We start from the raw sequence: 23,045 nt of genomic DNA, 5'->3' as shown, positions 1-23,045 counted from the left end.
AATGAATACATTTACTGAGCTCTCGGAAACCGTTACGAATAATTTTATTCAGAATATTATTTTTATTGATGACAAAGCTTATAATAATGGTCCTGCAGATCAGCACGAATTTGATGCCCAAGAAGTAACAAAAATTTTTTCCAAAAAAGGGAAGATTTGTGCCGTTTATAAACCTGAAGTTGTAAGTGATTTGGATTATTTAACTTTAATTGCAAAGAAATCTGATGTTACAATACTTGATTGGCAAATAGTATTACATGAAGAGCCATCAGAAAATGATGAACCTCAAGATGATGAGGCTGATGCAGAAGAAGATGATGTTCGAGGTGTTTATACCAAAAGAATAATTACATCTCTCCTTTCTGATGCGGATACACAAAACTGCGTCAAATTAATCATAATATATACCGGTGAAGTTGATCTTCTGAATATAGCATTAGAGATTCAAAGATCCTTGGTAGAAAACAACATTGATGGTTTTGCGATTAATGATAATGACCCATGTTCGGTTATATCTGATCACTGTAGGATAATGGTTTTATCTAAATCAACTGGTGGTGCGGGTCGACAACATCTTCCTATGCTTGTAGACAGGATTAAAAGATATGAGGAGCTTCCTGACTTTATTTCTTTACAATTTACTGAGATGACAAGTGGATTACTTTCTAATTTTGCAATGGAATCCCTGGCTGAAATTAGACGTAATTTTCATCATATACTGACATTATTTTCAAAAGAACTAGATGCTGCTTATCTTGCGCATCAAAGCTTATTGCCAAATGCATTAGATGCTAATGAGTTATTAGTTCAATTATTAAGTGATACATTTTCTTCAATAATCAGATATAAAAATCTAAACCATTTCTTAGATGAGAGAAAAATTAGGTTGTGGCTGGATGAAAATATTCAGGAAGGAGAGCGCGCACTATATTTAAAAGATGGGGCAGCTGACAATATTCGTTACTTAAGAAATTCAGATATGCTCATTAATTTATTAAAGTCACACCCTGATGTTAGGGAAAAGTATTGTGACACAATAGTTTCATGTGATGGTAATAAAATATCTAAAGCCAAAATAGATGTTTTAATGTCTAAATATGCAGCAACGTTATTTACTGAGTTTGATATGATTGATTCAGTTAATAAGCAATTTGCTAAACTTTGTTATCATAGAAGTGCTATTTTCTCTCCAGGTCATTTGCCTTTCCTGTCATTAGGCACAGTAGTGAAAAGTACATTTGGTAATGGATGCTATTATATCTGCATTCAGCAAAGATGTGATTCTGTAAGAATAAGTGATGGTGAGTGTCGTCGTTTCTTATTTATTTCTCTTGAACAAGTAGAAGATGGTGGTTTTAATTTCTTAACCCCTGATGGGGTTAAGTTGAAAATAAATAAATCTACATACTCATTAAGAACTGTAAAATTTAATGGTACTCAAGGTGTAGCTCTTGCTAAAGTAGCTGATAATAAAAAATACTTTGAGCCTACTTATTACAGTCAAGAACATCCAGAGAGATTTGAATTTATAGTAGAACTTAAGGAACTTTATGCGCAACAGATAGTTGAGGAATATAGTTCAAGTCTTTCAAGGGTTGGTCTCGATGAGCCGGAGTGGGTAAGGCGATTAAATTGATCGTAGTTGCGTCGTAATGGTCTATATAAACGACCATTACGACAGTGTTAATGATACATTGTTAATCTTTTGATTCTTTATTCATTTGGTTTTATATTTTTTCTGGGATGTTTCTTTTTTTCTCAGGATTTTCTCGCGATGCCATTTCAGATACTCAACTGATTTGATATGGAATGGTTTAATCTTTTCAGGTAGTTGAAGCTTTTTAATTAAGGCCCTATCAATATCATTACTTAATAAAACCAGACCATCGTTGGAGAAAGATATCCATCCTTGATCAAATAGCACATCAACATGTGCAGCTAATATAATTCCATTAAAAGGATCGAGCCGTTCAGTGCCGTTGTGGCATGCAGACCAAGGTTTTATGTGGCTTGCTCTCAGTAATGGTTCAAAGGTTATATCAGTTAGCGGACATGCAGGATAACGTTTAAGACATTCTTTCCTGAAAAAACCTTGGCCAAGTCTGGCTGAAATTAACTGTTCTCTGGTTGTATCATCAATGCTTTTATCTTGAAGTATCGGTGCTAAATCTTGCTGAACTTTTTCGAAAGGATTTATCGATAAATAAGATATAATCAATTTTTCAATAATCGAGTTCGGCAACATGTTCATTCGTTGCATAACTATTTTTGAAGCTACAGGCAAGTTTCGTGGAGTTCCATCTTTATTCCTCCATCCTGTTCGAGTAGAACTGAGCCATGAATCAAAACGATCCCGATGATTTTTAAGGCTATTATAAAACTCTTCTGAAGTCTTACCTTCACCAAATCGAGGATAAAAAAGAGCGGCAGCATCTTTCCATTTTTCAACCCTAAGTAAAGATGGAGGATTTTTTTTGCCAAACTTTGAAAAGTACCATGCTACCTCTAAGAGTCCATCTTCTGGAATGACCATACCAACCCTCATTGTTAATGATATTATTTAATTCAATTTACTAATTTATATCCCAATTTCTGAAATAGCGCTTTAATTTTTCAATAGTATGCCGCCATTTTGGAGTTGTAGGTTTGCAGACTGTATTTTGATTACCGAAGAATCCGACCTCGTTCACCGCCTCTTGCTCACTGCGGGTTTCCAGCCACTTCACGGGGACAAAATACTCGGACTTGTCGGGGTCATCTGCATTCCGGTGATAGAGATCGCTGTACTTAAGTACATCCATCGCCAGCTTTTCACCGTCGTCAGTGTTGATGGTGAAGCTACTAGCTGGTTCAACGGCGCTCTGTACAATACCGACGCCGACGTAACCTGTTGCCGGAATTTTCACCCAGACGCGGTTGCCAGGCTGAAGCTGTTTTAACGTCTGACTGTACCAGCTCCCACCCCCCGCGCTAATAAAGCCGTAGCGGCGCGCCTCTTCCCAGACGCGACTGTTTGAATCGCCAAACGAGACATAAAACTCACCGTTCCAGGGTTCCTTCGCATTAGCACTTGTTGCGGTGGCCTGTGCGGCATTGGTTTGCGTTTCGCTCGGATCGATAAGCCAGGCGCGACTTAAGAACTGTTCGTCACCGTGCTGGAATACTTTAAAGAACAGTACGTTAATCGAGATGCCGTTCTTACTCAGATAGTCGACGATGCGTTCGGTGGAGGGATCCAGCTCCGCTGCAACAATAATAATTTGATGTGACTTGTTGATGGAATCGTCTTCCAGCTCGGCGTTGAAGCGTTGTCTAAATGCGTCGCCCAAATTTCCACCACCAGAGAATCTATCGTAAATCTGCGACAGACGCTCGGCACTTAAATCATCCACCCATGAGGCGTAATCCAGTGCTTGGGCAACGACTTCACGCGGCGTGCGATCGCGTTTTAGCTCAATCAGGATCAACGAGGCATCCGGCGCGATAGCCAGCAGATCGATACGCCCTTTGTCGAGCGTATTTTCCTGATGGCCGATAATCATCCACTGATCGGAAAGGATAGTAGGGTCGTTTAAAATCATCTTTTCCAGCAGTTGCTCGCTGGCAAGTTTGCTGATGGTTAGCGGCTGAGGGTTCTCCCCTATCCGCCAGATTGCATGATGTACCGGCATCGTCTGATCCTTAGTTTAATGCTGCGTCGGTAAGGGCATCTGCCAGGCGGAGCTGGGTTTGCTGGGCAGATCGCAGACGGGATTGAAGGGATTCACAAAAACTCAAAAGAACATTGACCCTGGCCCAAATTCAGTGCAGTGCTAAATCAGAGATCTTCGTCTTTCCGGAGACTTCGGATGAATTCAGCCGGAGTCATGTCATTTAATGATGAATGTGTTCTCTCATGATTATATTCCCTGCGCCAGTTGTCGAGTTTGTCCTGCGCATCTTCCAGCGAGAGAAACCAGTGAATGTTCAGGCATTCATCCCGCAGACTGCCGTTAAATGATTCAATAAACGGGTTATCCGTTGGTTTTCCGGGGCGGGAGAAGTCCATTGTAACACCGTGCTCATACGCCCATTTATCCAGACTTTTCGCGATAAACTCGCTGCCGTTATCTGTCTGAATACGTACCGGCAGGCGCTTGCCCAGCACCCGCAACCTTTCCATCACACCGACCACATCCTCACCTTTCAGCGACTTTCCGGCATGGATCGCCACACACTCCCGACTAAAATTATCCACTACAGTCAGCGCCCGGAAACGTCGTCCGTTAAACAGGTTATCCGACACGAAATCCATACTCCAGCACTGATCGACACCGGTCAGGACCGGACGTTGCTGACGATGTGCTGCACTGACATGCCTGCGGGGGCGCTTTTTGCGCAGGTTGAGGCCTTCCAGACAGTAAATCCGGTGTGTTTTCTTGTGGTTAACAGGCCAGCCTTCCCGCCGCAGCTGAATATGAATACGCGGGCAACCGTAGCGGATCCGGGTTTCCGCTATTTCCCGGATACGCAGGGTTATCGCCCGATCATCCCGCCGGCTCTGCCAGTGGTAAACGGTTCTACTCTGCATCAGCAGTCCGCATCCCCGTCGGACACTGATACGGTAAGCCTCCCGCAGAAAATGCACCGCCTGACGCTTCTGAGCCGGCCTCAGAACTTTTTTTTGATAACTTCCTGCAGCATCTCCTTGTCCAGACTTAAATCAGCCACCAGACGTTTCAGACGCTGATTCTCTTCCTCAAGCTGGCGCAGGCGGCGCAGCTCTGTCACGCCCATGCCGCCAAACTTTTTCTTCCAGTTGTAAAATGTGGCTTCAGAAATGCCCATCTTTCTGCAGACTTCCTCCACCCGAGTGCCGGTTTCGGCCTGTTTCAGCGCAAATGCTATCTGTTCTTCGGTATAGCGGGTCTTTTTCATGGCGATGTGCCTCTCTGTGAGATGGAAGAAAGACCGGAGACTTCAGTTTAGCCTGGCACTGTTTTCAGGGAGGAGATCAGAGGAGATCACATCCGACATACTCAAGGTGTCGCTCTCTCTACTATTTCTTGCGTTATTGCATCATATCGATAGTTGACAATATCACCTGTAATAAGCATTTGTATTGCCTGCTTTATGCATTCTAGGGGAGCAATAAACCACTCTCTCGGGGTATGAATAATTCCTTTATGATCAGTCAATTGTACATCCAAACAGGAATGTCCAAAGAATGTGTGTAGCAACCCTTCAAACTTATGTGTTCTCATGTTGTAGCACTCAAACTCAGACACTAACTGAACTGATGCCATTAAATAAGTTGGTTCCTTCTCCGCATTAGCAATACGCTGCATTACGGGAGTGGTGGAATAACCAATCTTGTATAAATTATTCACGCTACTGATCTCTGGTTCATTACTTAGAGATTTGAGAATATAAATGTAGCCTGACTTTTTATCGTCACGAGTGATGTTCAGCAATTCATCCAACTCTTTATCACTTTTAGCTAAGATACGACGACCTGTTTCATCTTTATACAACTCAGTAGCTAGTGAGCGCAGCAGCATGTCTGATTCTGTACCGTTCTCAAAAACTAGATGCAATCGAGCGTTTATCTTACCATTCTTCCTCTGCCTCTCTTCCATATCAGAGACATAGCAAGTTACCCCGTGAAGAATGAAGAACATACCCTTTTTAATTTGCTGCTCACCTGTGAATTGAACAGCCTCCATTTCACCAGTCTTAAGGTCAGCATGACATTGCCGAAACAGAGGCTCATATTCATCGAAGTTGGCACACTTCTTACGCTTGGCAACATGATGAGGCATTCCCAAGGTCTTCTTAACGTGTTTTAAATTGAAGATGCTGTCATCTGGCAAATCCAATATCCCTAACATGTCATCGGCAAGTATCGCTTCAATAGAAGACAGCTTAGGTTCTTCAAATCGTGGCAAAAGTCCATGAATATCGTATTGTTCCAACGCACGACAATGTAGTTCGTTACTGCGGATAGATTCTAGGCTTTTGCTGCGCATCAGCTCAATCGGATTGCTACGATTAGCTTGCGGCTCTCTCGCATGCTTATCAAAAAATTCATTAATTTGCTTAAACTTAGCAATTAAGTGGTCATCGGCTGTTTGTGCCGATGATTTAGGCTTTTTTTTCAGTAGGCCTTGCGTATCAGAAGCTAGAATCTCGTTTAACCAATCTTCCATTTACATAGCCTCTTTTTGAGTATTCGCTGCCTGCTCTTGTGCAAGACGACGCAGATAAATAATACACTGAGCCAACTCACGTTCACGCCCATTACGAGAATTGAGGTCTGGATTTCGATTGTTATCTTTTACAAACTCTTGAACTTTCGGCCACAACGCAATGGCCTCCTCTTTAGACATTTGCATACGAGTCGATTCAATAGAATCTTGAATCAACCTAAGTGTGTCAGTGTTAATCGCTTTTGACAGTATCTCAAACGCTCTCTGGAACGGGTTTACTTGGTCGATAAGGTCAATATGTAGCTCATCAATATTGATGAACTTATCTGCCATACGAACAAACTTCTTGCACCCCTCTTCTTTAATTTCAGAAGTTGAGATCGCTGAGTCCACAACAACTCGCTGACGAATTTCCTCAATCTCACCTTTAGAAAGGTCTGGATACTTTTTCTCAATAAGCTTAGGGATCAATATTTTATTAATAACTTCAGGATCATGACCTGCTGCTGAGGCTTTCACGATATTGTCATCTTGCAGAATAGAAGCTTTTAAATCATCAAGGTCTGTTTCTAATATTTGTTTTGTACGTTTGGTACTTGGCTCTTTTAAACCACCAATACTTATCACTCCTGGCGGCGTTGGTTCCTTATCTGCTGGATCTTTTGCTTTAAACTTAAAGTTTGGTGCCAGCACTTGTTCCATAAGAAGAGAACAAGTAATTGCCTTGAGCATGTTATTCACGGCATAGTTAACTTGATCACTTGAAGCATCAGGCTCCGCAATTAAGTTAGTGAACTGAGCGTGAGTCTTATTGTAACTATCACGAGTACAACGACCGATAATCTGTACGATTTCCGTCAAAGAGTTGCGATACCCAACAGTCAATGCATACTCGCAAAAACTCCAGTCAAAACCCTCTTTCGCCATTCCTAGCGCAATAATGATATCAATATCATCTTCATGCTTTATGTCACGTAAAAACGCTTGGGTTTTTTCTCTGTCCTTTTCATCCCATACAAGGTCGGCAACTTTTATAATTTTTCCATCTTCTTTACGCTTGATATGAATGATACCAGTCTCAGGATCAGTGAATTCATGTTCACCAATGATGTCTAGGATAGCTGCAACCTGTTCATATTTGTCATCTTTTCCTGACTCTGCAGAGTTTACGTTGGGAATATGGACAATCGTTTTCTTATCAGTATCTAGCACCTCTTCAATTGCAGTGAGGTAATGACCTTTATAGAAGTGGTAACCGATACCCAAAGACTTAAGGTGCTGATAGCCGTTCAGTTGCTCGTAATAGTTAAAAGAGACCTTATCAAACTTCATCTCATCTTCTGGTGTCAGGATTGATACGCTATCGCCACGGAAGTAAGAACCTGTCATCGCAACGATGTGTGCGGTACTGTTTTCAATGAGCGCACGCAACACATCACCCAACACGTTGTCACCATTAGCAGAAACATGATGGAACTCATCGATTGCCAATAAGATATTGTCAAAAGCGGAGTCTTCTAACTCTTGATATGCAAAGCGCAAGGTAGCGTGAGTACAGATTAAAATGCGCTCATCACTATCTAAAAACTCTTTAAAGGTTTTAACTTTGCTTTGATTGCTGGCAGACGTACAAAGGTTGTAATGCGGATTGATGTTCCAATCAGCAAAGAAACCAAATTTAGTTAGCTCAGTGTATCCAAATGAGCCACCGATAGAGCGTTCGGGAACGGCAACAATCACCTTATCGATGCCTTGATTGTGAAGCTTATCCAAACCAATGAACATTAAGGCACGAGATTTACCAGAGGCAGGTGGAGCCTTAATCAATAGGTATTGGCTTGCGCGTTGCTCAAAAGCGCGAGCCTGCATGGCTCGCATTCCCTTATCATTGGTATTGGTACTTTCGCCTGTTTGGGCGTAAGTTACATGGACTAAATCAGGCATTTTTTACTTCCCTATCGATAGTGTTGATTCGTATAGACTAAAAAGATAGTTTAAAGCTTCATCCTCATTTATAAATGCTTGCTTTCTATAACATTGCTCAACATACAGATCTAAGACCTGGTGAGCATCAAGCAAAGACCTTGGCATCGTTTCTGGATCATACAATTCGGCAATGGTTCGCTCAGGAAATTCTTCACGAACTTCTAGTATGTTCAAGACCAGTTCTTCTATTCTTTCCTTTTGTCCTAAACTTAACTCAGGGATTGGGAATGTATTGTAAGATATTCCTGATGAGTAATTTATTCTCGTTTCTAATCTTCCAGACACAGCTTTTACCCAAGCGACATGTATTTTAGATGTTAATAGCCCAAAAAAATATATAGGTGCATCGTAAATTACAAATGCTCGGTTAGATATAACCACATTTTCATCGACAAAACCAAGAGGAACATAATCTCTCCGCTCTGATGATACGGCAGGAATAAGTAATGCAGAGCCTTTTTTATGCGCTCTCTGCGCAAATTTATGGGGTATATTAGCATAGCCATTGGTGGTTTTTGCTTCTGATGCCAATCTAAACTTATACGTATTATTAATCCTTAACTTAATAGGAGGTATCGATTCAGCTAAGTTTCTTAAATCATCCTCAATCCATAAACACCATCTTATTTTACCTTTAATAAACTCATCAGAACCTAAAAGTTTTTTAAAAAGCACTTCAGATTCAGGATGCAAAGAAACAATTTCATCTTTCTCTTCAGTTGACAATATAAGGTTGCCACCATCTCTTGCCTGGCTACCCATTACCATTTTAGGTCTAGGTGTAATTCCATCCGAACGTTTTGAAACGATTACATTGCTTGATGACGTCAAATAACCATTAATATTCTTTACTTCACGAGAACCTTTAGCTCCAAACAAATATTTTCTCTCATTAGAAATGTTCCTAATGCCAACAATAACACAAGTTACTCCTGCGTTAGATTTAGCATTATTTATCCATTTGAATGACTCATAAGCAAAAAATATTTCTTGGTTATCATTGAGAATCAAAGGCCATAATATAGACACATGATCCCCTTGGCATACAGAGTTAGTAGAGACAAAAGCAAACTTGCCATTTGATTTAGAAATATATTTTGATGCTTTTATAAACCAGCAACTAATATAATCTGCATCCTTATGTTCTTTGGCACCGTTATAACAGATATAAACATCTGATTTTTGTTGCTTGTCTTGATTTCGAGCACCATAATACGGAGGATTCCCTAGCACATATGTTTCATCATCAGTGATAGGGCATACCAAATCCCAATCAACTCTCGTTGCATTACCCGCGACAATTCGCCCACTTTGTTTTAATGGAAGTGTTGGAGCCGTGTAGCCAAACTCAGTTTCAAAGACCATATTCATTTGGTGCTCAACTAACCAAAGTGAAAGTATAGCCATCTCATGAGCAAAATCATCAAGCTCAATGCCATAGAATTGGTCTAGGCGAATAGCAGAATGAGACTCATCAAATAACCCAGTCATTCCTGAGTCAGACATCCCCTCTAGCTCACGAATGCGCTTTAGGATCTCAATCTCTAGTTCACGAATTTCTTTGTACGTAATAATTAAAAAGTTGCCTGAACCACACGCAGGATCAAAGAACTTAATGCGGCTTAGTCGAACCTGAAGCTTCTTAAGTTTGTTGATATTGTTATTGCACTTATCAAACTCTTCATAAAGATCATTCAAGAACAGTGGCTCAATCACTTTCATGATGTTTGATACTGAGGTGTAGTGCATCCCCATTTTGCTTCGTGTATCAGGGTCGGCCACACCTTGAATCATCGAACCAAAAATATCAGGGTTTATATCTGCCCAATTTAACTGGCCAGAATCAAGCAACATACGACGAGCTTTGGCATCGAATGATGGCACTCTAATCTGGTGCTTGAATAATCCACCATTAACATATGGAAAATCATTAAGATACTTTGGCAAATCATGGCGCTGATGTGCTGGTGTATTCAATACATTAAACAAACGTTCAAACACACCATGTAGATCGACTCCATCTTCTTGCGTATGCTGATTCAGAAGGTTTGTGAATTGGTTCTCAGAGAATATTTTTGTATCTTCTGCGAAGAAACAGAAAAGCAGGCGGTTGAGGAATACCACCAAATCATGCAACTGTTCTTTCGTGACATTTGCTGAATAGTTGGTTGCTTTGATATGGTCAAAGAAATCCGCCATTTTCTCAGCCGCTTTGACATCCGCCGGATTTTCACCGCGATAAACCATTTTCTCCATACCCGCCCATGGTAAGAAGAAATCAAAATATTTCGGAAGCTGACCAAGCTCAATATCAAGCGTGTCTTGAGTCTTGATATCAATGGCAACAAGCTGAGAAAAATCAGTTACAACAACAAAGCGAATCTTGTTGGTAGCAACCGTTTTACTGTTTTTGATAGTATCTATTTCAGCGAACAAGTTTGACGTACATGTTTTAAAGTAAAGGTGGCGTTTTAAGATCACCTCACCAGCGTCCTTAGCCAGGTTACGCTCACCAGACTTAACACGGTTGACTACCGACTTACGATGCCCGTATGCCAGCAACAGTTCATAGACAAAATCATCTTTCGAAATTTTTTGGCTTGATACTTGTTTCACCAAACTCTTGACATTTTCTTCGATTTGTACGCTATTCATGTGTTTTACGACCTAAATTGCATTGGTTGAATTTTAATATGCACAGTTCATTCAAGCTATTCTTTAACTTGAATTTTAATTATTGTAGTGGTCAACTAACACTGTACCTCCTTATGCAGGGCAATGCACCTTCTTCATCGCACTGGCCTGCCCCCCGGGATTAGATACAATCTTCAGTTAGTAATGTCGGTTGGTTTTCTTCATATTTCCCGTTTCGCCAGCCCGCAGACCTGCTCCCAAGTGATTAACAAATATTCACACTAGTAAATAACCAAGCTGCCAATCACGAAGGTCCACCCATTGCTTATAGCTGACAACAAGCGCTTAGGTTCTGCCCACCTTGTGCCAGAAGCTGTTAATGCTAGTATTGCGATGTATCGATCAACGAGTGAAGCTCAGGGTATATGATGGTAACCAGAGAAAGCATGAAACAATGGATCATCGAGTGTCTTCGTGAACGTGGTGGTAGTGCTTGGCCACGCGAAGTTTCAAAATACGTATGGGACAGCTACGAGGCTGAGCTCAGAGATTCGGGTAATATGTTGTATACGTGGCAATATGACATCCGTTGGGCCGCTCAACAATTGAGAAACGAGGGTACTCTAAAACCAGTAAATAGACGCAGAGATTTGCCTTGGAAACTAGCATAGCCAAGTAAGGATTAACGTTCATTTCACGGCCATGTCTGACTTTGTTCTGAGTGGATGGCAATTGATACCTCTGAAGACAACTTTCCTATCTGCCTGAATCTTGCTTTGACTGCCATATCGGTGTTCTACTGGTATGGCTTTATACCCACTCAAAATGTCTATTTTTTTATACGGATTTTAACCTGTGGGTACAAGTGCGGGTGTAACTATATATTCCTGTTTATAAAATACATTGATATCAGTCTATTAGGTGTGAAATTTGAGTCCGGCCTTCGCACCAAAAGATATAATCAAGTCGCTTAAGGGCAGCTTTTTTTGTGCCTGAAATCTAGTGCTTACTTGTCATTCCCGCGCCCGCGATTCTGGCTCTCTCAAGGTCAACCCACTTCAATGCACATCTACCAACAGATATTGGTATAAATGATGGTATTCCAAGTTCGTCAACGCTGTTACCAGCAGGGAGGGGATAAGCATGGCGTTAAAAGATATCGAAGTCGGAACAGCTATGCCAGCGGACAAACAATATAAGCTGACCGATGGCAACGGTATGCATCTTTTCGTTCACCCTAATGGCTCTAAATATGGACTGACCCCACGCCCGTAGCCACTTGTAGAGGCTGTGTGCGGGAACGCCCCGACGATTAGATACTTCGGCAACAGAATCACCGCGTTCCATTATCTGACGGACGGCTTCTTCTTTAAATTCAGGTGTAAATCGTGGTGTGCCCATACGCTCCTCCTATACTCAAACTTTAGGGAAGAATCGTCTACCGGGGTGGTGGGGGGCAGTCCAGGGTGGCCAAATTCAGTGTGCCACTACATATTGTCTAAAATGAGGGAGGAGGGAAAAGGCTGGATCTCTCCAGCCTTTGACGGTCATTTCACTTTCTTGAAGATTAGCAGGATCAGAGGGACGCAGACAGCGAAACCAATGATGGAGGCTAAAGCCGAATCAGAGTGATTTTGCGCTAGCTCCTTAACAAACCAAGTGCATTGAGAAGGGGTAAATTCTCCGCCTTGACTCATTGTCTCTGTAAAGTTAAGAGCGAAGACCAGATCGAAATAAAGCACGATAGCGTAATACGCTGCACAAATCAGCGCGATACTCACCCATCTGATCCAGAACTTCTTATTCATCATCGTAAGTGCTTCCCAATGAACCGCCTACTGTACCGCCTGAGTAGGGGGATGTTGAGCCAGCAACAGCAGCGGAATCGGCAGCAGATTGTTGAATTTTTGCACTCCCTCCCATTGGTTGAGGGCTTTTGTTCTCGGTGTTAGGGTACTGCTGTTTGAATGTATTAGTCATTTCGACAACGAGGATTGATGAGAAGTCTGCACTCTTTGATTCAAGATATCTTTGCAGTGATACCGGAATAGTAAAATCTTCTTCTATGTCGATTGGTAGCTGTGTTGTCGTGGATGTGTAACCGTGTTCGAATACCTCTGAGCCAGCAACCTTGAGCCCCTCGACTGAGTGAGTGGTACAGTTGCTACCAGTGACATCATACTTATCAATGGTTCGGCCTCTTCGCTTTGTACCATCTTGCATGTTTGGCGTTTGAATTGGTGTTACACCGCCATTCCAAAGGTTTTCGAAGAAGTTACGGGTTATTTTAGGATCTGCATCATCAATGCGGAAAGCGCGAGCCCCCATTTCATAAAGTTCGTATCGGTAATACTTACGCGCATCTTCATCCTGGAAAAAGTCTAAAATCCCATCCCCAGTGAAGGTACTTTTATCAGTGCGTCCATAGCGTCCATAGGTGTAGAGGAAGATATTGTTATTCTCATGCACCGAAACGAAAACATGACCTGCACTTGCCGTTTCAGTCCAGATATAAACGCCGTTCAGCAGCGGGTTATCTTCTGGCTTGCAGGTGTCAGTCACATTATCAGATTGGGGATCATAAATCGGGCCGGGGAGAACGGGAAATTCGACGACTTGAGATTGGGCTGTGTCGGCTTTCGCTGCCCCTGTAGAAAATTCATAAGTGTCATCGATGGAAGGTATAAAACGTGATTTGCAGGGACAGGAACTACGGCTGTGCAGTGTTCCGGCTACTCTTTTACCATGTATTTCGTCACTATCAAGGCCGCCGCAGATACGATAATGCCCTGGATGTTTGCCGCAGGTTACTTTATGGCCTTCACATGCCATATCTTTATCGAAAAATTGATGGTCGGGGCATCCTTCAAGAATCCTGCCACCGCAAGCGGTCTTATCACCCCTAAATAAAAAATGACCAATAGCCATTCGTCCTTATCCTTATTTTTGCTTGTAAGTCCATGTGGGAAGTTTAGGTTTTTGGTGTTGGCGAGTAAATGAGCAAATGTAATAAAATCAAAGTGTGTTAATCAATGGGATCAGGTCGCCAGCTATGGATAGTGTTTATCCGCACGGTCAGTTGCAGACGAGATTTCCACAATTGCCCGCATTCCAACAGAGCAAGAGCCTGTCTTTTGTGAAGCTGGATCAGGGCGGCGGTATCGCGGACCGGTAAATTACTAGTGGTTACCTGTTAGCCGGTGTTGCTGGTAAAACTGGTGACGCTGGAACTTATCTAGCGAGTATGTTCTTTCACCTTTGGTAGTTGCTTAGAATATGGCACCGCTTGGCCTACAGTCTGGAGAACACTGGACGGAACAGAAGGTCGTAAGTTGTTCCAGCAACGGCTGTTGCGGGCTAAGTGCCGACTAACAGATAGCTGTCATAATGGACGACTTCCGGGGTGAGAACGGAGGCTACAGCCAATTCTTTGAAAATAAATAAAAGCAGGCTAATACCAATCGTTTCATTACATCCTTCCGCGAACTACGGCAGGGGAATGGCTGGTGACCATCACTAATTGTTATTGTCTGAAAATGCTTGTTTACCAGGGGGAAAAGCTTCTCTCTGTCGTGTGTATTAATCAGACTATAGTCATTACCCATTATGGAGAGATGGTATGAAAAATGAAGCCAGGAAAGGGCTGTTGGCTTTGGCGATACTGAGTGCCCCGCTGATGGCGCAGGAAAGCGGCGTGTCCTTCAGCTATAAGGACTGGGAAGTGGTGTGTGATAACACGCTGACCTGCCGGGCGGCGGGATATAGTCCGGAAGAAGGAAAAGGGGGATCGGTACTGCTGACCCGTCAGGCTGGCGCGGGGACATCGGTGTCGGGAGAGGTGATGCTGGCGGAGCTTCAATCAGATGGCGCCCCCCAGCCTTCAAAGCTGACACTCTTGATTAATGACCAGCTGGCAGGTGGTGTAAAGCTTGACAAAGAAGGTAACTGGCGGCTGTCGGTCAAACAGACCCGGGACATTATTGCGGCAGTCAAAGGCAGCGGAAAAGTTGAGTTTAAAGGCGGGCCCGATCCGTTTGTTCTCTCTGGTGAAGGCGCTTATGCGGTGCTGCTGAAAATGGATGATGTTCAGGAGCGCATCGGAACGTCCGGCGCATTGACCAAAAAAGGCGACAAGCCGGAAAGTAGCGTCCGGGCTGCCGTTCCTGCCCCGGTTATTTACCAGGTGAAGCCAGAGAAAACTCAGGAAAGGCCCCTCACAGTGCCTGAGCTCGCGGTGCTGAAACCAAAGCTTCTCGCGACCCTGAGCGAAGATGACTGGTGCGATCGCATCCAGCCATCAGAAGAACAGGAAGCCGAGACCATCAGCCTGACGCCGCTGGATAACGTGCATTCTCTGATTTCTGCACTGTGTGGGCGGGCGGCGTATAACGAAGGATATGGTTACTGGGTGGTGGACAGTAAACTTGCGGGGAAACCAGAGCTCATCACGGTTTCTGGTTCTGATTATGACGATGGCGTTATCTTCATGAGCCAGAAAGGCCGTGGCCTTGGGGATTGCTGGGGGTCGGCAAGCTGGGTTTGGGATGGCGAGACATTCCGCAAAAGCCGCGAAGCAACGACCGGGATGTGCCGTTATCTCCATCTCGGTGGCACGTGGGATCTCCCTACGTGGGTGACAGATGTTAAGCCAGCAAAGTAAGCAGAAATAAGCGCCCGTCATTCCGGGCGTGAAATGAGTTCCTTACCGCAACTGTAGAACATATAGAGTGCTCCCTAAGGAGAGGCCTGGTACCAGCAGGTCAAATCTTGCTTATTGACCGACCGGGAGCACTGCTCAATGCAAGGAGACGATATTGTGTCAGCATATTTTTCATTTTCTTAATAAGCTAACACTGCTTGCTGTGGTTATGGTGGTGGTTGCGAAAGTGACTCTGTATAATATTATCTTAAAATCATAGCCTAACGCTGGAACCTCTGTAAACCAACCGCTACCATATCTAAAATCATTAAGGAACGATGATATATCATGGCTCTACAGGGAAAGTTGATATTAAATGAAGCTGATTATGCGACTTTTAATTTGTACAGCGTCGGTGTTTTTATGGCGCATTCAGGGCGGGGCGTATATCGCAATAAAGCAGCATGCAGCGCAGTAGTGAAAGATGGTCCGCTGCCTCCGGGGAAATACTGGAATGTTGACCGCAATGAAGAAAACTGGTTTTCTCAAAAGGGACGAGAAATTAAGGATATGGTCAATAAGGTGTTGCCAGTGGCTCTAACAACGCTTACCCGCAAAATCAGTAAGATTATTTATTTTATATTGCTGTTTTTGGTTCTGGGACGTGCACTTCCAAGGCCGGAAATCTATCTCGATTATGATATCGCAAGGGATATTTGCCACTTCTTGTTCGGGAGTGTGAACGCCGATACGATGTATGATACTTTCTTTTATATATCACTGATAATAGTAATATTCCTTTCAGCTGTACTCTACATTATTACATTGCAGTTAATTTCAACGATAAGGAGCAAATGAGATGCCAATTCCTCCGTATATGTGTCTTAAAGACGATGGTGGCGCAGACACGAAAAGATCTGTTGATGTTCAGGAGCGAGAAGGTAGCATCGAAACCCGCTTATCACCATCCCCCCTCATCCCCTGAACACCTCCCGCCGGTGCCACGCCACAAACCCCTCCTGGGGATAACATTCTTTCCCCTGCGGCAAGGTAATCGGCTTACCATCAAAATCCCAGAACAGCCTGCCAACGATGCCCCCGCCGTTCACCGCCGGCGAAACCTGGATGCGCATATCCTCATCCAGACCAATGGATCCTTTATCAAAAGCCTTATGGTGAATCGCGCAGAGCGCCAGGCCGTTAGGGATTTCGCAGGGGCCGCCGTGCTGCTTCCATTTGATATGGGCCGCTTCCAGGGCGACGGAGGTATTATCATGGCGCATATTGAAGCCGCAGATCGCGCACTCATAGTTATAGGCGCGCAGCACCTGCTGGCGAAAATGCGGGTCGCGTTCTTTGCGGATCTGCTGCAGATCAAACCCCATCTCTTCAGCCAGTTCTTCCTGAATACTCTCCGGGAAATGCGCCTCGAGGATCTGATGGGCGAGGGTATTGATTAGCCTCTTATTTCTGTTGAGTAACGTAAAATGCGGTTCATCGAAGCCGCCGGCGACGTGACAGAGCTCCAGCTCTTTGCCAGGCGGCTGTCGGCTGCCCTGGGTCGAACACTGTTCGCTGTTGTGCAGCTCCCAGAAGCCGTCGCCTTTCAGGCGCCAGAAGGGCATGTCCGGCCGGTACTGGCGGCGCTGCGGGCCAAAGCGTTCCAGCAGGCTATGCAGCTCATCGCGTATCTCCGAGGCGTAATCGAACATCCGCGCATGGCCGCGCTGGTACTGAGAGAGGACATACAGCAGCAACAGTGGCTTATGCGGCGCACGCTGTTCGCCTTTGCGCCAGATGGTGATGTTCTCGATCGCGTGTTGCAGGGTCGTGCTGGAGGGCATAGTGTGACATTGGCAGCTAAATAAATGCGATGATGCTCGCAAAATCCTTGCCGATCAACCCACCAGATGCGGCGATTCCAGGTGGATCGCTTTTTAAATATCACAACGGATCTTGCTGTGGGAGTGGAGACCGTCTTCGCCTCCTGCGGCGCAAGCCTGAAAAAATCGGGAGTGTATAACCGTTGCGTTCCCGCATTCCACAAAACCCACGCTACCTCACCGGTAGCGTGGGCCCGCTCTCTCTTACTTATCCCGCGTCTCGCCAGCCTCCCAGCTGTAACTGCCATCGGCCGCTAACGCATCACCCAGCTCCTGATACTCGAACTGATAAAACTCAGCCCGGGTGCCGTACCCGGCGTAGTCTACCGCCGCCAGGCCGACGAACGCGCCAGTAAAGAACCCACCGTAGCTCTGCAACACATAGTCATCGGACAGCACCGCGGCATCCAGCTGGACCGGGATCTCGGTGAAGGTCACGCCATCGAAGCTGTATTCATAGCTGTAGGTCTGCTTGCGGACCTTGGTCCGGAACCAGACGTATTCGACGCCGTCCGGCACCTTGATGGCGTTATCCTTCAGGTACGACGTGTATTTCCCGCGGTTATTTTCGCCGACTTCGATGACCTTGCCGTTAATTTCATTCCAGGTCAGGAAGACAAAGCTCCAGTGGCGGTCGTTATAGTAATTCGTTAACCCGGCCATCTGCTGGTAGCTGAAGGGCTCGAATTTCACCTTCACCGCGGCGTCAAAATAGAAGGCCTGCCAGCGGCGGGCAATCAGCGACAGGTCATGCGTATTGGCTAACGAACCCTGGCCGATTAAGGTTAATTTGCCGTTGCCGGTGGTGCCCATTTTGGCCGTAAACGGCACCCGCAGGGTATTCCAGTTCGGGTCGAGCGCTGGCGAGGTAAAGTCATCCTGCTGGCTATTATCGCTGGCGCTTTCGGTGAAGATGGCGTCTTTCGGCCCTTCGACGAAGGTTTTCCCGCCGTGACCGCCTTCAATACGCGGCCAGCCTTCGTCGTCCCAGTACACTTTCTGGATCGAGGTTTCCCGGCCGAGGGTTGACCAGCCGCGCGGGTCGTAGATGGATTCCCCCGGGCGATTCCACGGCCGGGCGCAGAGCGAAGTGTAATACCATTCGCCTTCCGGGGTGGAGACCAGCGCGCCATGGCCCTGTTTCTGGATGTAGCTGTCCGGGGTATCGACGTTGGTTAAGAACACGTCGCCCGGTTCGGTTTCGAAGCTGTCGGCCTCGAGGGTTTTCGACCGCGCCACCACCTCCTGGTGGGTAAACACGGTGCCGCCCTGGGCGGCAAACAGATAGTAGTAGCCGTTCAGTTTATAGAGGTGCGGCCCCTCGACCAGCGCCACGGCGGTGCCGCGGTAAATGGTGCGCGCGGTTTCCGGCATTAACTTCAGCGTGTTGGTATCCAGCTCCGTTAAGGTAATGCCATCGAAGGGGTGATGGTACTCCCGGTGATCCCAGGTTTGCTGGACGATGTATTTCCGGCCATCGTCGTCATGGAACAGCGAGGCGTCAAACCCGACGCCGTTCAGCTTGATCGGGTCGCTCCACGGGCCCCGAATATCCCTCGCGGTAGTCAGGTAGTTGGTCATGTCTTTAAAGGCGCCTTCGGTGACCTTCACATCGGTATACACCAACCAGAATTGCCCATCGGCCCAGGAGAGTGCCGGCGCCCAAATGCCGCCGGAGGAGGGGTTGCCCTTCATGTCCAGCAGGGTAGTGGTAGAGAGCGGCGAAGGCAGCAGGTTCCAGTTTTTCAGGTCTTTCGACTCATGTAAACGCACGCCCGGGAACCACTCAAACGTCGAGTTGGCAATATAGTACGTATCCTCGACGCGAATAATACTGGGGTCGGCATTAAAGCCGCGTAATATCGGGTTTTGAATAAGTGACATTTCATTACACCTTTTAAAATGGAAAGTGACGGATCGTTCTGATTTATAATTTTTTTAACTACACGCGGATCTCATCCAGCTGACGGTTAATGTCGGTAACATGTTTATCGGAGATCGGATAAGCCTGGATAATCACCATCGAAATAGCGGCCAGCGCGATCGGGATCCACACCGCGGTCATAATGATCCCGTCGATGGCGCTGGCGCTCTGCATGGCGCCGCTTTCATTAAATCCATACACCGCCAGCAGCCACAGCGGGATAGCGCCGCCGATGGTGAAGCCGATCTTGAAGAAGAGTCCCATAATGGCATTGATAATGGCGGCATTGCGTTTGCCAGATTTTAATTCGCCGTACGCGATGACTTCCGGTACCAGCGCCCACATAAAGCCGGTGGCGGAAGTTAAGCCCCACTGTTTAATAAAGGTGGCGATGTAGGCCAGCCACAGGGCGTCGTGCATCCCTTCGCGGGACCAGACGTAGGTCAGCAGTTCGCCGACGATGAACATGGCGAGGAACAGATGGAAGAAGCCTTTTTTACCAAAGATTTTTTTCAGTTTCGGCCAGAACACCGGGAAGGCGATGCCTGGAATAGATGCAACGAGACCCACGGCGCCCATCCATTCGGAATGGCCGACGACGAACTGGTTGAAGAAGCCGTTAACGGTGTTCATGAAGAACATGAAGGTAAAGGCCAGCATAAAGAACATGCCGAGAATAACCAGCGGGCGGTTATGTCTGAGTTCGTGGAAAAGGTCGGTGGTTTTGACGTTGGCGGTCTGCTCGGCGGTCGCGACAACGCGTTCTTTGGTGAATTTATAACAGATAAACAGGGCCACCGCGCCGATGATCATATAGATGGCGTACACGCCAAACCAGGCGTAGTTCGCCGACGGATCGGTATAGTTGCCCAGATTCAGCTCAAGGCCAAAAAAGCCGGTGTCCTTCAGGCTGCGATCTTTCGGCGCCGCCATCTGCACAAACATCGGGAACAGGGTATAGACCAGCAGGTTGGCGCTGTTGGCCAGCATCATGCGGGTACTGGTCAGTTTATCGATCGATTCCGGGTCGCGGGTCAGCGACGCATTCAGCGAGCCATAGGGAATATTGACTAAGGAATAAACCAGGTCCAGCGCCAGATAAATAATAAAGGCGAAAGCCACCGAACCTTTCACCCCAGGGATTGGCGCGAACAATAATGCCGACAGGATCACCAGCGGAACGCCGGCTCGTAACAGCCAGGGGCGATATTTCCCTGCTTTCGAGGTTCGTTTATCCACATAGGTTCCGACCATTGGATCCCAAAACACATTAATGATGCGGACAAAAAGAAAAATAAAGCCTGCCGTTGCCGTGCTGATGGTATTTACCGTCAGCATATGCAAAGCCAGAAACCCCCCAATTGTGCCGAAAACCAGGTTTTGTGCAAAGTCGCCCATGCCATAACCAATTCGTTCTCCACGGGTTAATTTATGATATTCCTCATGCCGACTGTGCATTATGTTTTTACTCATTCTAAGCAGACTCCGGTTTGTTTTGTGTAGGTGAAACACTTTCTGACACAGTTGACCTGGAAGAATCTATTACGTTTTTAAATTACGTAATTATGTTTTTTTACTTCTGTGATCCTCGAGACAAAGGCCTGTATCGCCTGCGTTGAACCGCTATCCGCCGCTAATTTTTTGGCAGGCAGGCATTGTGACAAAACCGGCATTTTAATTTGGTATGGAGACCTGAATTCCCCAGGAAGTGTACTCTATACGCGCGCGAAGCGAGATATTTAAAATAGTTTTATTTGCGAGATGGCTCACATTTGAGCATTTTCTCAATCGCTGAGTGAAATAACGTAATTGAGCAACTGACGATGAGAATACACGATGTGTCACAGTTGTTAATTTTCCTGTTTCTCAATTTCGGAGTTCATCATGCAGACCTATTTCGACCAGGTAGATCGCGTTCGCTTTGCCGGACCAAAAACCGATAATCCGCTGGCGTTTCGCCACTATAATCCGGATGAAATCGTGCTGGGAAAACGCATGGCAGAGCATCTGCGTTTTGCTGCCTGTTATTGGCATAACTTCTGCTGGAATGGCGCGGATATGTTTGGCGCCGGTTCGTTTGAGCGTCCGTGGCAGGCCGCGGGCGATGCGCTGGAAATGGCCAAACGCAAAGCGGACGTGGCGTTTGAATTTTTCTACAAGCTCAACGTGCCGTATTACTGCTTCCACGATGTCGACGTCTCGCCAGAAGGCACGTCGCTGAAAGAATATCTGCACAATTTCGCCCTCATGACCGAGGTGCTGGCGGAGAAACAGCTGCAAACCGGCGTGAAACTACTGTGGGGCACCGCCAACTGCTTTACCCACCCGCGTTACGGCGCTGGGGCGGCGACCAACCCCGATCCGGAGGTGTTTGCCTGGGCGGCCACGCAGGTGGTGACCGCCATGAACGCCACCCACCAGCTCGGCGGCGAAAACTATGTGCTGTGGGGCGGCCGCGAAGGTTACGAGTCCTTGCTGAATACCGACCTGCGCCAGGAGCGTGAGCAGATTGGCCGCTTCCTGCAGATGGTGGTGGAGCACAAGCATAAGATTGGCTTTGGCGGCACGCTGCTTATCGAGCCGAAACCGCAGGAGCCCACCAAGCATCAGTACGATTACGATGTCGCGACGGTGTATGGTTTCCTGAAGCAGTTTGGTCTGGAAAATGAGATCAAGGTGAACATTGAAGCCAACCACGCTACTCTGGCGGGGCACTCTTTCCACCATGAAATCGCCAGCGCCATCGCGCTGGGGATCTTCGGCTCCGTTGATGCCAACCGCGGCGATGCGCAGCTCGGCTGGGATACGGACCAGTTCCCGAACAGCGTGGAAGAAAATACCCTGGTGATGTATGAGATCCTCAAAGCTGGGGGATTCACCACCGGCGGCCTGAACTTTGACGCCAAAGTTCGTCGGCAGAGCACCGACAAATACGACATGTTCTATGGCCATATTGGCGCCATGGACGTGATGGCGCTGTCCCTTAAGCTGGCCGCGCGCATGATTGAGGATGGCAAGCTCGATCAGGGTCTGGCAAAACGCTATGCCGGCTGGCAGGGCGAGCTGGGGCAGAAAATTATGACCGGGCAGATGTCGCTGGATAATATTGCCCGATACGCTGAGCAGCATAATCTGAATCCGCAGTATCAGAGCGGGCGTCAGGAATTACTCGAAAATCTCGTCAATACCTATATCTTTGGTTAAATTTTGCTGACATGCCCCTGCGGGGGCATGATTACGCCGTCTGCCCGCAGCCGAAAAATAGCGTTTATTTGTTCGTGCTGTGTTTTTTGTCAGTGGCGAAAGACCACCTGTTTAATATCAGCGAAGGAGGGAAAGTAGCGATAATTGTGTAATGCCTCTGTGACCGTACAAAATAAAAAATAACTTGTTCTGATGATAGCGACATATTCTGTCAGCTCAGAATAGGCTGGTTATTGTCTGAATAAAATTAACCTATATTGAGAAACTCATGACAATGATAAAAAATCTTCCATTAACCATGGCGGTTATCGCCGCGTTTTTTCCGCTTACCTCTGTAATGGCGCAAGAATTTACTCAGGAACAGATCGACGCCATCGTTGCCAAAGCCGTTGATAAAGCGCTGGCCGACCGCCAGGCGAAAATCGACGCCGCGGCCAACAAAAAGGTCGACGTGATCACTAACCCGCAGACCACCGCCGCCTCGCCGGATATGGCCATTCCGTTCGGCCTCAAGTTCAGCGGCTATGCCCGCTATGGCGCCCACTTCCAGACCGGCGACCAGAAATATGTCGGCGTCGACGGCTCCT

At 46.2% G+C, this 23,045-nt stretch carries 15 protein-coding genes and 5 pseudogenes; 8 read left to right on the top strand and 12 right to left on the bottom strand.

The features are described from left to right. Window position 1: 1 nt before the first annotated feature. The gene (locus CWM54_RS20925) at window positions 2-1,636 is read left to right on the top strand and encodes a response regulator receiver domain (protein ID WP_100698363.1); all 1,635 of its coding nucleotides are present in this window, start codon (window positions 2-4) and stop codon (window positions 1,634-1,636) included. A gap of 81 nt (window positions 1,637-1,717) precedes the next feature. Here CWM54_RS20925 and CWM54_RS20920 read toward each other — a convergent pair whose 3' ends face one another. From CWM54_RS20920 to CWM54_RS20895, 6 genes are all read right to left on the bottom strand, one after another. Continuing rightward, entirely contained in the window at window positions 1,718-2,533 is an 816-nt protein-coding gene (locus CWM54_RS20920) for an HNH endonuclease (protein WP_100698361.1), read from the bottom strand. A 40-nt stretch (window positions 2,534-2,573) separates the two neighbouring features. Then, window positions 2,574-3,671: a nuclease gene (locus CWM54_RS20915; protein WP_100698359.1), complete on the bottom strand. Its 1,098-nt coding sequence runs from the start codon at window positions 3,669-3,671 to the stop codon at window positions 2,574-2,576. A gap of 146 nt (window positions 3,672-3,817) precedes the next feature. After that, window positions 3,818-4,917, bottom strand: a protein-coding gene (locus tag CWM54_RS20910) for an IS3 family transposase (RefSeq protein WP_100698357.1) whose coding sequence is annotated in 2 segments (ribosomal slippage) — window positions 3,818-4,665 and window positions 4,665-4,917 — 1,101 coding nt in all. Because the reading frame shifts where the segments join, the coding sequence is not laid out codon by codon here. A gap of 101 nt (window positions 4,918-5,018) precedes the next feature. Beyond that, window positions 5,019-6,188, bottom strand: a complete 1,170-nt coding sequence (locus CWM54_RS20905) for a GIY-YIG nuclease family protein (RefSeq protein WP_100698355.1) — start codon at window positions 6,186-6,188, stop codon at window positions 5,019-5,021. Further along, window positions 6,189-8,132: a DEAD/DEAH box helicase gene (locus CWM54_RS20900; protein ID WP_100698353.1), complete on the bottom strand. Its 1,944-nt coding sequence runs from the start codon at window positions 8,130-8,132 to the stop codon at window positions 6,189-6,191. A 3-nt stretch (window positions 8,133-8,135) separates the two neighbouring features. Next, window positions 8,136-10,829 carry a DNA methyltransferase gene (locus tag CWM54_RS20895; RefSeq protein ID WP_100698351.1) on the bottom strand — a complete coding sequence of 898 codons (2,694 nt, stop codon included), beginning with the start codon at window positions 10,827-10,829 and terminating at the stop codon, window positions 8,136-8,138. 1,122 nt (window positions 10,830-11,951) lie between these two features. Here CWM54_RS20895 and CWM54_RS20885 point away from each other — a divergent pair. Continuing rightward, window positions 11,952-12,062 (top strand): annotated as a pseudogene (locus CWM54_RS20885) (DUF4102 domain-containing protein); the annotation flags it as partial. Between the two features lie 12 nt (window positions 12,063-12,074). Here the strand turns inward: CWM54_RS20885 and CWM54_RS20880 are convergent. From CWM54_RS20880 to CWM54_RS20870, 3 genes and pseudogenes are all read right to left on the bottom strand, one after another. Beyond that, window positions 12,075-12,209 (bottom strand): annotated as a pseudogene (locus tag CWM54_RS20880) (transposase); the annotation flags it as partial. A gap of 146 nt (window positions 12,210-12,355) precedes the next feature. Further along, window positions 12,356-12,619, bottom strand: a complete 264-nt coding sequence (locus CWM54_RS20875) for a hypothetical protein (RefSeq protein WP_004192273.1) — start codon at window positions 12,617-12,619, stop codon at window positions 12,356-12,358. After that, window positions 12,609-13,736 carry a PAAR domain-containing protein gene (locus CWM54_RS20870; protein ID WP_100698347.1) on the bottom strand — a complete coding sequence of 376 codons (1,128 nt, stop codon included), beginning with the start codon at window positions 13,734-13,736 and terminating at the stop codon, window positions 12,609-12,611. The genes CWM54_RS20875 and CWM54_RS20870 overlap by 11 nt, the downstream gene beginning before the upstream one ends. Before the next feature lie 691 nt (window positions 13,737-14,427). Here CWM54_RS20870 and CWM54_RS20860 point away from each other — a divergent pair. The 4 genes and pseudogenes from CWM54_RS20860 to CWM54_RS29080 form a co-directional block, all read left to right on the top strand. After that, the gene (locus CWM54_RS20860) at window positions 14,428-15,468 is read left to right on the top strand and encodes a DUF1176 domain-containing protein (protein ID WP_100698345.1); all 1,041 of its coding nucleotides are present in this window, start codon (window positions 14,428-14,430) and stop codon (window positions 15,466-15,468) included. Between the two features lie 327 nt (window positions 15,469-15,795). Further along, window positions 15,796-16,035: pseudogene (locus CWM54_RS29535) on the top strand (tlde1 domain-containing protein); the annotation flags it as partial. A gap of 3 nt (window positions 16,036-16,038) precedes the next feature. Beyond that, window positions 16,039-16,305 (top strand): hypothetical protein, encoded by a 267-nt coding sequence (locus CWM54_RS29530; protein WP_100698529.1) that lies wholly within the window; start codon window positions 16,039-16,041, stop codon window positions 16,303-16,305. A 1-nt stretch (window position 16,306) separates the two neighbouring features. Next, window positions 16,307-16,399: pseudogene (locus CWM54_RS29080) on the top strand (type VI secretion system tube protein Hcp); the annotation flags it as partial. 22 nt (window positions 16,400-16,421) lie between these two features. Here CWM54_RS29080 and CWM54_RS20845 read toward each other — a convergent pair. From CWM54_RS20845 to CWM54_RS20835, 3 genes are all read right to left on the bottom strand, one after another. After that, window positions 16,422-17,291 (bottom strand): phosphorothioated DNA-binding restriction endonuclease, encoded by an 870-nt coding sequence (locus tag CWM54_RS20845; RefSeq protein WP_100698343.1) that lies wholly within the window; start codon window positions 17,289-17,291, stop codon window positions 16,422-16,424. Window positions 17,292-17,534: 243 nt separating this feature from the next. Next, window positions 17,535-19,214, bottom strand: coding sequence for a glycoside hydrolase family 43 protein (locus tag CWM54_RS20840; protein ID WP_100698341.1), 1,680 nt, complete (start codon window positions 19,212-19,214; stop codon window positions 17,535-17,537). 58 nt (window positions 19,215-19,272) lie between these two features. After that, window positions 19,273-20,712: an MFS transporter gene (locus CWM54_RS20835; protein ID WP_165455226.1), complete on the bottom strand. Its 1,440-nt coding sequence runs from the start codon at window positions 20,710-20,712 to the stop codon at window positions 19,273-19,275. A 426-nt stretch (window positions 20,713-21,138) separates the two neighbouring features. Between CWM54_RS20835 and xylA the strand changes: the two genes are divergently transcribed. Beyond that, complete coding sequence (gene xylA, locus CWM54_RS20830) at window positions 21,139-22,458, top strand: xylose isomerase (RefSeq protein ID WP_100698339.1); 1,320 nt, start codon at window positions 21,139-21,141, stop codon at window positions 22,456-22,458. A gap of 268 nt (window positions 22,459-22,726) precedes the next feature. Beyond that, window positions 22,727-23,045: pseudogene (locus CWM54_RS20825) on the top strand (carbohydrate porin); the annotation flags it as partial.

This window comes from Klebsiella sp. D-Nf1 (assembly GCF_002810515.1).
GTDB lineage: Bacteria > Pseudomonadota > Gammaproteobacteria > Enterobacterales > Enterobacteriaceae > Klebsiella > Klebsiella variicola.
This window is presented reverse-complemented; position numbering and strand designations above follow the sequence as displayed.